The organism is Akkermansiaceae bacterium (assembly GCA_024233115.1).
In the GTDB taxonomy this organism is placed as follows: Bacteria; Verrucomicrobiota; Verrucomicrobiia; order Verrucomicrobiales; family Akkermansiaceae; genus Oceaniferula.
Window position 1 is genome coordinate 619,919 of sequence record JACKQB010000001.1, and the last position, 12,972, is coordinate 632,890.

9 protein-coding genes are annotated in these 12,972 nt (G+C 55.1%); 7 read left to right on the forward strand and 2 right to left on the reverse strand.

The features are described 5' to 3' along the window. Positions 1 to 131: 131 nt before the first annotated feature. Positions 132 to 1,109, reverse strand: a complete 978-nt coding sequence (locus tag H7A51_02640; GenBank protein MCP5535113.1) for a ThuA domain-containing protein — start codon at positions 1,107 to 1,109, stop codon at positions 132 to 134. A gap of 462 nt (positions 1,110 to 1,571) precedes the next feature. On the opposite strand from H7A51_02640, the gene H7A51_02645 reads away from it, so the two are divergent. Together H7A51_02645 and H7A51_02650 are read left to right on the forward strand one after the other, a co-directional pair. Further along, complete coding sequence (locus tag H7A51_02645) at positions 1,572 to 3,395, forward strand: arylsulfatase (GenBank protein ID MCP5535114.1); 1,824 nt, start codon at positions 1,572 to 1,574, stop codon at positions 3,393 to 3,395. 334 nt (positions 3,396 to 3,729) lie between these two features. Beyond that, on the forward strand, positions 3,730 to 5,427 hold the full coding sequence (locus H7A51_02650) for an alpha-L-fucosidase (GenBank protein ID MCP5535115.1): 1,698 nt from the start codon (positions 3,730 to 3,732) through the stop codon (positions 5,425 to 5,427). Between the two features lie 168 nt (positions 5,428 to 5,595). Here H7A51_02650 and H7A51_02655 read toward each other — a convergent pair whose 3' ends face one another. Then, positions 5,596 to 5,976, reverse strand: coding sequence for a hypothetical protein (locus H7A51_02655; GenBank protein ID MCP5535116.1), 381 nt, complete (start codon positions 5,974 to 5,976; stop codon positions 5,596 to 5,598). Between the two features lie 274 nt (positions 5,977 to 6,250). Here H7A51_02655 and H7A51_02660 point away from each other — a divergent pair, with 274 nt between their 5' ends. From H7A51_02660 to H7A51_02680, 5 genes are all read left to right on the forward strand, one after another. Further along, a complete protein-coding gene (locus H7A51_02660; protein ID MCP5535117.1) occupies positions 6,251 to 7,441 on the forward strand; it encodes a hypothetical protein in 1,191 nt (396 codons plus the stop codon). 54 nt (positions 7,442 to 7,495) lie between these two features. Then, a complete protein-coding gene (locus H7A51_02665) occupies positions 7,496 to 8,365 on the forward strand; it encodes a trypsin-like peptidase domain-containing protein (GenBank protein ID MCP5535118.1) in 870 nt (289 codons plus the stop codon). An 84-nt stretch (positions 8,366 to 8,449) separates the two neighbouring features. Then, entirely contained in the window at positions 8,450 to 8,992 is a 543-nt protein-coding gene (locus H7A51_02670) for a sigma-70 family RNA polymerase sigma factor (protein MCP5535119.1), read from the forward strand. Continuing rightward, positions 8,985 to 9,956 (forward strand): hypothetical protein, encoded by a 972-nt coding sequence (locus H7A51_02675; protein ID MCP5535120.1) that lies wholly within the window; start codon positions 8,985 to 8,987, stop codon positions 9,954 to 9,956. The genes H7A51_02670 and H7A51_02675 overlap by 8 nt, the downstream gene beginning before the upstream one ends. A gap of 354 nt (positions 9,957 to 10,310) precedes the next feature. Continuing rightward, complete coding sequence (locus H7A51_02680; protein ID MCP5535121.1) at positions 10,311 to 12,950, forward strand: chitobiase/beta-hexosaminidase C-terminal domain-containing protein; 2,640 nt, start codon at positions 10,311 to 10,313, stop codon at positions 12,948 to 12,950. Positions 12,951 to 12,972: the final 22 nt, after the last annotated feature.

The following is a 12,972-nucleotide window of genomic DNA, read 5'->3' on the forward strand; positions in this document are numbered from 1 at the left end:
GGTGGGTAGTGGTTGATAGGAAAAAGTAAAAACTGCGGCAGTAACAATTACAGATGGGAAAGGTTTCTTGTTTGCTGGCAAGCAAGTCTATGTATGGGAAGCGGTTTAAGGCATCGCCTTCAGGGGGGGCATCACGGCTTGGCGCCGGCCGGGGTCTTGAGGACGAACTTCCGTTGCACGTTTTTCTCCGCGGTGGGAAAGTCCGCGGGGATCGGCTGGGTGACCTTGCCGGTGGCGGCCCATTCCACCCCGCGTGTGAACGAGACGATGAATCCGACACCTTCGAAGGAATAGTCGTCATGCCCGAGGGTGGTGTGGAACACGCGGCCCTTGTGGTAGTCGAGGACCATGAGGATGGGCTCGTGGCGGTCCGTGGGTGGTTTGCCCGAGCTGTCTTTGCCGGTGGCGAGAATGGTCATGTTCTGTGCCGGTCCACGGAGTTTGGCGTAGCACTCGTCCTTGGAGGTCAGCCAGTTTTTGGGCATGCCCTTGGTGATCGGGTGATCGGTGACACGCACGGTGATGGGGATGTTGTGCTGCGGGCCGTGGGTGCCGGCGCTGCCCTTCGAGGTGTCGTGGATGAGTTTGCCGTCGTTGTTGTAATAGACATAAGGGCCGTCTTTCTCATTGCGACCGTCCCAGCCGCCGAGGCCGATCATCTTGTTGTACTCCGCCCATTTTCCGAACGAGTTGTCGGCGGCGTGAACGGAGACAAAGCCGCCGCCCTCCTGCATGTATTTTTCAAACGCCCTCTGGGTGGCCTCCGGCCAGTTCGCGGCACCCCAGCCGAAGTTGGAGATCACCACATCGTAGTCGGAGAATTGCGGGCTGAAACCAGGGTCCGGCTTGGATTTGTTGAGATCCTGGGTTTTACCGGCGTCCGCCAGGGGAAGGAATGCTTTTTCGCGATTGCCATTCCAGGTGAAGCAGGTGCGGATGACCTTGACGTCAAACAGGCCGGTGTCCTCCAGATACTGTTTCATCATGATCGTGGACTTCGGCCACACCGCGTGGTTGTTCTGGCCGTCGATGATGAGCGCTTTCAGTTTGGCGTCGGCGTGGTGAGGCAGTAATAGGACGGTTACAAGACAGAGTAGTGCGGTTTTCATAGTGATGGTTTTTTGATGAGAGGGTGAGTGAACCCGGTGACAAGGCTACGATCATCAAAGTGATCTATTTTCAGAAAAGAGTAGGAGCTTACCGGAGGAAGGCAAGCTGATAAGGCGGAACGATTCATTCATTATAGGATGTTCTTTCATAGAGAGCGTTCAAGTGGGGGGCGGTAGGGGATGTCTGCCGCACTGGTCGGAATCCGCAGGTGGCGGTCGGGGGTTACTCGAACCAAACATGCGGTTCTACCGAGCGTCAGGCTTCCCAGACTCTAACCATTTGAAGAGCTGGTTCTATGCATCATGCTGTGAATGGCCTGGGGGGCTCTGCAATCTCTTGTTTTGTCTATAAAATCCCCGGTTTGGCGCCAGGCTGGTCCGGTTTTTTCATTGCAAATGAAAATAAAAAACCAAGAATGGAGCTAGGGTTGCCCTCACACATCGTCAACTAACAGCAATATGATGAATCCATTCCCACTTAAACCGCTCTGGTCAGGATTAGCGGTATGTCTCGTTGCCGCGTCAACCATTGCAGCAGCTCCCAATGTGATCATTGTGATCACCGATGACCAGGGATATGGTGATTTTGGTTTTACCGGTAATCCCGCGATCAAAACTCCCAGCATTGATAAACTTCGGGCACAGGGAACATTGCTTGATAATTTCCATGTCGACCCCACCTGTGCGCCTACACGATCGGCCCTCATGACAGGGCGTTATTCTAACAGGGTTGGTGTATGGCACACGGTGCAGGGTCGGAGCATGCTGCGTCGTCGGGAGGTCACCATGGCGGATGTGTTCAGTAAAAACGGATATGTGACCGGACTGTTTGGAAAGTGGCACCTGGGTGATTGTTATCCATACCGGCCCGAGGACCGCGGCTTCAAGCACGCCGTTTACCATGCCGCTGGTGGGGTGGGGCAGGCGCCTGACTACTGGGGCAATGATTATTTTGACGATACCTACAGCGTGAATGGCAAGCTTCGGAAATTCACTGGATACTGCACTGATATCTGGTTCGACGAGGGCATGAAGTTTATCAAGGCCAACAAGGACAAGCCGTTTTTTGCCTACATCTCGACCAATGCCCCGCACATACCATTGAATTGTCCTGAGGAATATTCCAAACCGTATGAGGGTAATCCCAAGGTTTCCGATGTGAAGTTCTACGGGATGATTCGCAACATCGATGACAACATGGCCAGGCTCACTGCGATGCTGGAGCGTGAGGGGCTGGCGGATAACACCATCCTTGTGTTTATGACCGATAACGGCACGGCCAGTGGCGTCAAAGGGAAACGTGGGTACGACGGCAACATGCGTGGTACCAAAAATTCCGAGTATGAAGGTGGCCACCGCGTCCCGTTGATCATTCGTTGGCCTGGTGGAAAAATCGAGGCAGGGAAATCCATCAATAACCTGACCGCCCATATTGATATTTTACCGACCATGATCGAGCTCTGTGGCCTCAAGTCCCCCGGGATCGCATTCGATGGCTCGAGTCTGAAGGATTTGCTTTATTCCGACGGCAAGGCCTGGCCCGGTCGCTCACTTGTTGTCGAAACCCAACGGGTCGTTGATCCGGTGAAGTGGCGTCATTGTTCGGTGATGACCGATCGCTGGCGGCTGGTCAACGGAGAAGAACTCTATGAGCTAAAGGAGGATGCCAAGCAAACAAAGGATATCGCGGCCCAACACCCGGAAGTGGTGAAACGCCTCCGTGCCGATTATGACAAGTTCTGGAATGATGTTTCCCGTGAGCACAATCTGACCAGTTATATGGTGATCGGCTCGGATCACTCGCCGGTCGTTTCCCTGTCGTCTCATGACTGGTTGCTGGATGAACTGCCGCCGTGGAACCAGCCGCATGTGGCTGCCGGGGAGGTGGCGGTGGAATCGCACTGGGCGATTGAAGTCGAGCGTGACGGCGACTATGAAATTTCACTCCGTCGCTGGCCCGTGGAAGCCGACAAAGGCATCAACGACGGAACCTACGGCAAGGCCTACAGCTACAAAAAAGCGCGGCTACGCATCGGTGGTATTGACCGGACCGTGGACATCCCCCTGGGTGCCAAAGAAGTGACTTTCAAGGTGACCCTGAAAAAAGGAGTCACCAAGCTGGCGCCCTTGTTTATCGACGGCGACTTCCAAGCCACTCCTTACTATGCTTACGTCACCCACCAGGCCAAACCGGGTTGGCAAACACCCGGAGGAATGGGCGTTCCAGTTTACGATCCAAGTTACGGACGTGATGCCAATGGCAAGAAGAACACGGCGGCGAAATAGTCTGTTTGACCCCTGCAACATCGATGCAAACAAGCGGTGCAGTCGTTGCCACAGCGCCGCTGGTTTGTTTCATGGCCCGCGTGTGGTTTTCCAGCCAGAAGAAGTATTCCAAAAGTTGCCGTATAGGGTAAATTGCGGATGGGCAAGGGGGTGGGATTGACCTAGTATCCGGCATGGTTGTTCGCTGGGATGCCGCCATGGCATGCTCCGCCGCCGCATACAATCCATGATGGATACCCGACATCACTAGAAAAATATGAAAAAGAAACTAGCAAATAACTGTCTCCTCGTCATCGCTTCCATAGGATTGGCCAGTGCTGTATCGGCTCAAGAGATGGATGATCTCTGGGGTGACCAGATCGTCAAACTACGGGCTGACAATGCCAAGCGCGGCCAGCTCTTTGCGGATGGTAACTACGCGATGTTCATCCATTGGGGCCTGTATTCCAACCTCGGTAACAAGGTGGGTGAAAAGACCTACTACGGCATTGGCGAGTGGATCATGAACCCACGTATGGCGGGAATCCCCCCCAAGGAATACCGTCGGCTCGCCCAACAGTTCAACCCGGTTAAGTTTGATGCCATGGCCATCGCCAAACTCGCCAGGGACGCGGGCATGAAATACATCATTATCACCAGTAAACATCACGATGGGTTTGCCATGTATCATTCCAAGTCGAACACGTTCAACGTGGTCGATGCGACCCCGTTCAAGCGTGACCCGATGAAGGATCTTGCCAAGGCGTGCAAGGAAGTAGGCATCGGTTTCGGATTCTACTACTCCCACAACCAGGACTGGACATTCCCGGGAGGCAATGGCGGACCGAAGACGGATGCCGATGGAAAACCTGCCGGGTTTGATGACTACTATCAGAAAAAATGCCTGCCCCAGGTAAAGGAAATCACCAGTGAATATGGCCCGATCGAGCTTGTCTGGTTTGATACCCCTGGCAATATGCCCAAGCGCTATGTCGAGGAGCTCATTGCTGTGGTGCGTAAAAACCAACCTAACGCCCTGGTCTCAGGTCGTGCCGGTCACGGGCTTGGCGATTACCAGTCGCTCGGTGACATGGAGGTGCCTAACCACAACGTGGAGGGCTTGTGGGAAACGGTCGATACCACCAACGACTCATGGGCCTATGCCTGGTATGATGAAAACTGGAAAACACCGAAGACCATCTTGAAGCGGTTGATTTCATGTGTCGGACGAGGTGGCACCTACATGCTTAATATTGGCCCCCGTGGGGACGGCTCAGTGCCGCAACGAGCCGTCGATTCCCTCCGCGCCTCGGGTGAGTGGATTCGGCGTTACCCACAGGTTGTCTATGGAACCGACGCCTCGCCGTGGAAACGTGAACTTCCATGGGGTGATGTCACCGTCAAAGGCAACAAACTCTTTCTCTCCGTATTCGAATGGCCTGCCGGTGGCTCGCTCTACCTGCCTGGTTTGAAAAACAAGATCAAATCAGCCAGGTTGCTGAAAGGAAAAGAACACGAGGTGGTCGCCCACACGGCACTCCCGGGGTGGACCCGGTTCACGCTTCCCGCCACCGCTCCGGAAAAGCTCGTTTCTGTGATCGAGGTCGAGCTGGATGGAACGCCCGATGTGGACCCCGGCTTCGCGCTTGATCCCACCATGACCACCCGGATACTCGCTGAATTCGCTGCGATCAATGGCGCCAAACGTGATTCCAGACGCTGGATGGAAAAATTTGGTGAGTGGAAACACATGATCCAGATCAACGAGTGGCAAGACGGAGGAAAGGCGACCTGGGAAGTGGATGTGCTGGTTCCCGGCGACTACCACGTCGATCTCACCTACGCCGGGCAGGACCGCTTGGTCTGGAAGGTGGAAGTCGAGGGCGGCCAGGCCATCCAGAACCAACAGAACGCATCCCACAACTACCAGTCGTTCCCGATTGGCTGGCTCAATTTCCCCAAGGCCGGTCGCTACAAGGTCAGTGCTTCATGTATCGAAGGGGAAACCAAGTCGGCTGCGCTGTCGGCGATCCAATTCACCCCCCTGCAATAATTCGATAGAATCGATAGAGCCAGTTGGAGTGGTCGAGGCCGTCGTCGTTCTCAGCCCGTCGGATCAAGAAGAGCAATCAACACAAGTGATGGGTGGGGGCGCCTCTTCCTGCTCCAAAGTGGCCAGGTTGGTGTTGCACAGCTTGTCGGCCAGACCGCGAACAAGCCGTTATTGCTCATCGGTGGAGACCTGGCACACCGCGGAAAGCAGGCTGAGCAGGCACAACCCGGTGGTGATGGCTCCGATCATGACTTTGCCCTGGGTAAAATTGATGTAGGTGACCACGGCAAATACAACAAAGACCAGGGAGGCAAAGCCGAATCCAGCCCAGGAGCATTCCTTTTCATCACCGTAGTTTCTCTTCAGTCGGGCTTCAATGCGTTTGCGTAGCTTGTCCGCATAGACCGAGGTCGGGGGCAGTAGTTTGAGAATCTCAAGGTCATGCTTGAGTGAGATCCGCGATTTAGAGAAACGGGCAAGGATTTGCCACACGATAAGGATGGCGCCGGCCGTTAGTGCAACGACCGCGATCATATCGAAGTTATTCATGTTAGGTAAGGGTGTGCCCCGATCCGCCAGAATCGGAATTGCGCCCCCCATTGGGTCGAATTCATACTGCGCGGAAGAGAGGTGAGTTACGTTGTTGTAATCCCTGGGAAGAGATTGGCTAAGATATTAATAATATCAAGGTCTCCGTCAAGAATGTAATTCTATCGTTGTTTGAATCGTGATCCGGCATTGAGGATTCAATGGCTGTTAGTAGGGGGGGCAAGATGATCAAACTTCCACTTGCACCCGGCGTCTGCCTGGCTAGGGTCGGGTCATGTCTTTACCTGATTATTTGCAAAAAGAAATTTTAGCTGACCCCGGTAAAAGGGAGTTTGGGGATTTTAGCCTGACCCGTTTGTTGGGGACCGTGTTTGAGCCGACGAATGGGTGCCGCATTTGTATCCTGACGGACTTTGATGATCCTGCTGCCATGATGAAAAACCACGCCTACCTGGAAGCGGATGGTTTTCCGGTGCAGAAAAACGCCTATCAACATTTCTATCAGGCGCTTCACAACGGGGTGATGGAGGAGCTTGGCATGAGCGGTGGTGAGATGTTTGCCTATTATTGCACCCATGGATCCAACCTCGACTTGCAGGATCCGTGTTGGGATGCGGACGGCAAAAAACTCTCGTTGAACGGGGATATCTATCCGAACTACGATATTGTCCTGTGTATCACCGACTGGAGTGCCACGGCGCCACTCACCGAGAAGTGCAAGGAGTATGGTTTCCGGGGGGCGACCCTGCACGGTGTCAATGATGTGATTCTTAACTCGGGGCTGTCGGTGAATTACAATGAAGTATCAGCGGATGCCGAAAGGGTGCGCCAGGCGATGAACCATGCCGATGAGGTGGAGATCGACTTTACCCTGGAGGATGGTCGGGTGCTGACTGCCTGGCTCGGCCTGGACGGGCAGGAGGCCCAGAAGAGTCACGGGCTTTGCAAGGGGCATGCACCGGACGTCGCCAATCTCCCGGCGGGTGAGGTTTATTTTGTCCCGGTGGATGCCCGTGGCCAGTTTCCCATGAAATACGAGGACGGTACACTGGGCGTGTTAGACGTGGTGGACAGGAATATCATCAGTTCAACGCTCATCGAGGGAAACCAGGCCACCATTGATGAACACAATCAGCGGCTCGCGGATGACCCGATGACGGGCACCCTGGGAGAGCTCGGTTTTGGCACGCAGGTCTTACCCGTTTCCCATTCGGATATTCAGGATGAAAAAATCCTGGGGACCTGTCACCTGGCGACAGGTCGGGACGATCATCTGGGCGGGGATATCGTTCCGGGTATGTTTAAGAAACACGAGAACAGTACCCATGATGACATCCTCTTTGCTCCGCATAAGACCCCCAATTTCAATATCTCCGAAGTCCGGATGAAGCGGGGCGAGCAACAGGAGGTCATTATCCAGGACTTTATGCCATCCGGTTTCATTCTGTCTGCCCTCGAAAGATAATGGTTTAATTCTCAGACGAAAGCCAGTAGGGCTATCGCTTATTCCCACACAGTGATGAAATATTTACCGAACCACCTGCCGGCCCTATTGGGATTCTCGTTGATTGCCCAAGGGCTGGCCGTGTCCGTTGGTCATGCGGCCCCCGAAACCGTCGATGATGCCGTTATCATAAAGTCCTTGTCGGAGGGCATCGGGGCACTGGTCGACGGTGGTAAAGCATCTCCCTCCAAAAAGTTGACACCACAGCTCGAGCGCAGGAAATGCACGGTCAAAGTGGATAGGGCGTCGTCAAAGGCGCTCGACAACCTCTACGGCCAGTGTGCCGACAGCGTGATCGCCATAGCCTCGGTTTATAAATGCGGTAAGTGCGACAACTGGCATAACTCCGGGGCGGCGACGGGATGGATTCTTTCCGAGGATGGCGTGATGGTAACCAATTATCACGTATTCGACGGCAAGGAGGTCGCTGGTTTTGGCATCAGGACACGCGATGGGAAAGTGGCGCCCGTCACCGAAATCCTCGCTGCCAGCAAACGTGATGACGTGGTGATTTTCAAGGTCGCCGGATCTGGATTCAAACCCCTGCCCCTGGGGCCGGATGCGAACGTGGGCAGTGATTTGCACATCATCGCGCACCCCGATTCCCGTTTTTATACTTACACCGCAGGTAAGGTGTCGCGCTACTACCGCAAACGTGTTCCCAAGGGGGATGGACCATCAATCATGGCGGTCACGGCCGAGTTTGCCCGCGGGTCGAGCGGAGGCCCGGTAATGGATTCTGCCGGTAATGTGGTGGGTATGGTGGCCAGCACCCAGAGTATTTATTATCCGCCCAAAAAGAAGACCGACACACAAGGGCCGTTCCAGATGGTGATCCGGAACTGTGTGCCCGTCAGCGCGATCAGGGCGCTGATTGAGAGGTGAAAAATTCCGGCGAGGGCAAGCTCTGCGGAAAAGGGTGAAATAAAACGGGAATAATTATCCGTCTGTGCCATCTTAGATGGCGTCATGTCCGAGTTTGAAGAACTAGTCGATGCGCACTACAAGCCGCTCTATCGCTTTGCCTATTCCCTGGCAAGGAATCCCGATGGCGCGTCAGACCTGGTGCAGCAAACTTTTTGTATTTGGGCGCAAAAAGGCCATCAACTGAAGGACCGGAGCAAGGCCAAGACCTGGCTCTTTACGACCCTGTTCAGAGAACACCTGGCACTGTCGCGCCGACAGCAGAGGTATTCAGACAGCGATATTGATGATATCGAATACCAATTGCCGGCCCACGAGGAGGATAGTGGCAGGCAGCTGGACAGTAAACGCGCGGTTTATCTGCTCGGGCAGTTGGAAGAGAATTACCGAGCTCCCCTGACTCTTTTTTATCTTCAAGAACACAGCTACAGAGAGATCGCCGGGATTCTCGATGTGCCGATCGGCACCGTGATGTCGCGTATTTCCCGGGGTAAACAACAACTGCGAAAAAAGATGCTGGCAGAGCCGTCCAGCGCCCCCCGGAAAGTCATTCAACTTACCTCTGAAACCCTTGAGAACCATGGATAAGGAACAAGCCAAATTCATCTTACAAAGCTTCCGCCCGGATGGGGCGGATGCCGCTGCAGCCGACTTCGCAGATGCCTTGCGGCTGGCTACCGAAGATCGTGAACTGGGTGAGTGGCTCGCCGACGAGCGGGCTGCCGACGCCGCATTTGCCGCAGCCCTGGCAGAAGTGGAAATACCCGAGGAGCTGAGGCAGCACATCCTGGCTGTTATGCGTGGCGAGAAACCCGGTGACCCGTCGATCGACGAGGCCATGGATGATTTTCTCATTAGCGCCATGGGAGAGGTCCAACCACCGGCAGGCTTACGGGACCAGATCCTGGTAGCCATGAATATGGAAAGCCGCCAGGGTGAGCAGGGCGCAACGAAAGGTAAGCCGTCTAACATTGTGACACCAAGTGCCTCCCAAGCCAGTTGGCAAGGGAGTTGGTTTTCCGCTTGGGCAAAGGTAGCCACGATTGCCGCAGCCGTCGCGCTGGGTGCGTTGTTGGCATTCCAGTTGACTTCAGACGATTCGCCAGACCGCCTCTTTGCGTCCCACGAAGTGCAGCAGGAGGCGGGACGGTTGCTGAATGCGGGTTTTGAACTGGACGTGAAGGGCTCCGATCCAGAGAGCATCAATACATGGTTGATTAATCATGAGTTGCCTACGCCATCCAACATTCCAGAACGGCTCCGTAAGATGAAAAGTCTCGGCTGCAAGGAAATGGTGCTTCCGGGCGATAAAAAAGCCTCCTTGGTCTGTTTTCGCCAGGACGATGGGGGGACTTTGCACCTGATTATTGTGAAAAATGCCTATATCTCCGACCGCGACCTGCCGGCGCTAGGTGAGGTTAAGAAAAGGGACTGCTATCATTGTAGGGCAACGAACTGGAACGTGGCCCGTTGGCAGGACAGGGAGAATACATTTATCCTGCTTGCCAAAAGAGAGCCGTCCCAGAAGGACGAGTTGCTCCGGTTTTTCTAATTCGCTCATTAAGGAATACGATGGTCTGTAGCGGCTGAAGCAGGAGATGAAATGCGGACTAACATATAAAACGCCCTCTTGCCGAAGTGGGTGGGAATGTTATTATCACCCGCGATCTGAGTTTCAGGTGATCTTCCCCCGCGCGTTACAACGAGTCCACTTATGAGCGGGTGGTGGTGGGTAACTTGGTCTTCGGTCAAGCTGTCGGAAGATCCGTTATAGGGATCTTGATTGAGGTTCTTAACCCAGGGCCCTGGCGGTTACCCTGCTTTCCACCGGGGTACATTTTCTGGAAGACCTCCGGGGGTGAAAGGACCAAGCCTGTTCAAGCGTTACAGGATATAGATGCTGCTTATGAGAAGACCACATTATCTCCTGCTGGTTGTCCCAGTCTTGATGACTGCGATCCCGGCCCGTGCAATGGAATTCAACATTCCCAACCCATCGCTGGCTCCCGCAAAGAAGGTTCTTGCCAGCGAGCCCGGTTTACCATCGAAGTGGAAGCTAACCGGGGGCAAAGCGGACGATTGTAGAAAGTGGGTCGGAAAAAACAGGCAGGGGGAGGAAATGGCACACGTCGCCCTGTCGCGTGGCGTCACTCTGACCACCCGTTTTGCAATCCCTCCCCTTACCGACAAGGAGAAAAAAGCCAAAGGTGAGTGGTCGGGCCTGCTGAGCCTGGACCACCTCGGGGTCGGTGGGACGGGAGCCAGCAATACCTCGGGCATCCGGGGGATAGGCACATTCAAGCTTACCCTGCACACCGTTGAAGATGGCCGGATGAAGGCATCGCTAACAGGAAGGGCACGCTACGCCACAGATACCGATGCGCTCAAGGTGACAAGGGTATGGTGTGAGGTTCCGGTGCAAACCATGTCGGAACTTGAGGGGAAGCAGGTGGAACTCAGGCTGACCGCGGCCGGTAGTGCGCCGGTGGTCATCTCGGCAGTGTCATTGTGCCGACTTCACAGTGCCCCTTCGGGTAAATTGTTCGGTCGCTCCAACGGGGGTTCCGGACCCGATTTGTTAGGAGCCGGTTCGCTGGGGTTCAACGGTATGACCGAGCACCGGCAGAATGTTCTCACGGTGATCAGTGTCACGAAAGGCGGGCCAGCAGAAAGGGCCGGGCTCAAGGAAGGTGACAGGATCATCGGCGTTAATAAAACCCCGCTCCCGGTCAATGACCTCAACCCGGGGTGGGCGTGGTTTTACCATAGTCATGAAGCCGTGTTAGGTAGGGCGGTCACAGCGGCATGGTCGGCAAACCCCCCGCTGGGCAAGGGGATGGTTGAGCTGGTCATTCTGCGGAAAGGGAAGCCGTTCCCCATTTCCTGCGAACTTACCCAGTCGATGCCATTTGATACGCTCATTGCAGGCAAGGACAAGGAGGCACTGCATGCGCAGATGATTGGTTTTCTCGAAAAGAGTCAGCGGCCCGACGGCAGCTGGGGGTGTCCGATCCGCACGACCTTTTCCGCCTTGGCGTTATTGGCGACACAGGATCCCAGGCACGCACCAAGGATTAAAAAAGCGGTTGACGGGATGCTCAACAAATACCCGGAGCCGGAAAACTTTGGCAACCTTGGGTTCTGGCACAGCTCCTATGCAGGAATCCTTTACTGCGAATACTATCTTGCCACCGGTGACAAACGCGTGCTGCCACGGATTGCGTCGATATTGGACTGGATTCACAGCGGGACACACACCAGCAAGTGGGGTATGGCGTGCCTCGGCCATGGTGTCGGTGGACTTCCCTACGGGCAAAAAGCCTTGGTCGCCCCCGCATGTCACGCCCTCGTATTGGACGCCCTTGCGGAAAAATGTGGTGTCTCCTCCGGTTTGTGGAAAACCCTGCTTCCCTACATGGAATACTCCTGGTCGGATCCCGCCAAAGGTGGGCATGGCTCGCTGGGATACAACGCATCGTTTAAAGATAAAGGGCAGTTCTGGTCGCGCTCGGGCCTCTTTGCCATGGCCGCACACCTGCGCGGTGAACGCACCGATATGGAAACGGCCATGATCGGTTTCATGCGCGGCCATCACCCATGGATTCGCAACTCCCACGCCTACGGTGAACCAGGTGGATCGATCGGGCTGCTGGCATTGAATCTCTGTAACCCGGATGCCTTTCACGAGGTGTTCAATGCCTACGGCTGGTGGTTTGCGCTCGCATGGGAGCCCGGCTACGGACTGCGTTTTACCACACCTCATATGGGTGCCCCCTACATGGGAACAGACGATCTCATCAATGCCACCTATGCGCTTGTGTTTGCCGCGCCCCAAAAATCGCTGTGTATCACCGGAGGCGAAAAACGTAGTTGGCTGGATGTTTCCCAACTCGAAACAGAGCCCAACCCTGTCCTCATCCGGCGAAACAAGGATGGCAAGGTGCGTCTGGCCTGCCGGATTCCCGGGCCGGAAATTCGCTACACGGTCGATGGCACGGAGCCGGGGAAAGATGCTCCGATCTATACCGGTGATTTTGATTTTGCCAACGGCGGAACGATCAAAGCCCGCGCGTCCGGTTCCTCGGGTCGGCTTGGGGAGGTAACGACGCAATCATACGGCCCCGCCAAGTCGGGCTGGCGCATTCTCGCGGCCACCGGCCACAAGGACCCGGCCGAGGCCATCCGCCGCGCCAGCTATGCCATCGACCACTCACCGACCCACAGCTGGTTGACCGATGTCGGCCAGGACGCCAAGGGCTATCCTCACTTCATTGTCATCGACCTTGGCCAGGAAACCGAATTCCGGTCCGTTAGGTTAGGGTTTTTTAATGACCGTACAGCAGCCAAACAATGTACGGTCAAAGCGAGTAATACGCTTGACCAGACTCCCCGGACTGTGGCGCAAACAGCCTGGGAGGCTTTCCAAGCTACAAGGACCATCGTTCTGCCCGAGCCTGTAAAAATGCGCTATCTGAGGTTGGAATTTGCCCAGCCTCTCCATGAAACAGCCACGGCCCTGATCCTCCGCGAGGTCGATGTGGAATAATTGTAAACAACGCTAACAGGGG

What these genes read in the sequence shown, in the direction of transcription:
- H7A51_02640 (MCP5535113.1), bottom strand. Translation starts at nt 1,109, where the DNA reads ATGAAAACCGCACTACTCTGTCTTGTAACCGTCCTATTACTGCCTCAC.
- H7A51_02645 (MCP5535114.1), top strand. Translation starts at nt 1,572, where the DNA reads ATGAATCCATTCCCACTTAAACCGCTCTGGTCAGGATTAGCGGTATGT.
- H7A51_02650 (MCP5535115.1), top strand. Translation starts at nt 3,730, where the DNA reads ATGGATGATCTCTGGGGTGACCAGATCGTCAAACTACGGGCTGACAAT.
- H7A51_02655 (MCP5535116.1), bottom strand. Translation starts at nt 5,976, where the DNA reads ATGAATAACTTCGATATGATCGCGGTCGTTGCACTAACGGCCGGCGCC.
- H7A51_02660 (MCP5535117.1), top strand. Translation starts at nt 6,251, where the DNA reads ATGTCTTTACCTGATTATTTGCAAAAAGAAATTTTAGCTGACCCCGGT.
- H7A51_02665 (MCP5535118.1), top strand. Translation starts at nt 7,496, where the DNA reads ATGAAATATTTACCGAACCACCTGCCGGCCCTATTGGGATTCTCGTTG.
- H7A51_02670 (MCP5535119.1), top strand. Translation starts at nt 8,450, where the DNA reads ATGTCCGAGTTTGAAGAACTAGTCGATGCGCACTACAAGCCGCTCTAT.
- H7A51_02675 (MCP5535120.1), top strand. Translation starts at nt 8,985, where the DNA reads ATGGATAAGGAACAAGCCAAATTCATCTTACAAAGCTTCCGCCCGGAT.
- H7A51_02680 (MCP5535121.1), top strand. Translation starts at nt 10,311, where the DNA reads ATGAGAAGACCACATTATCTCCTGCTGGTTGTCCCAGTCTTGATGACT.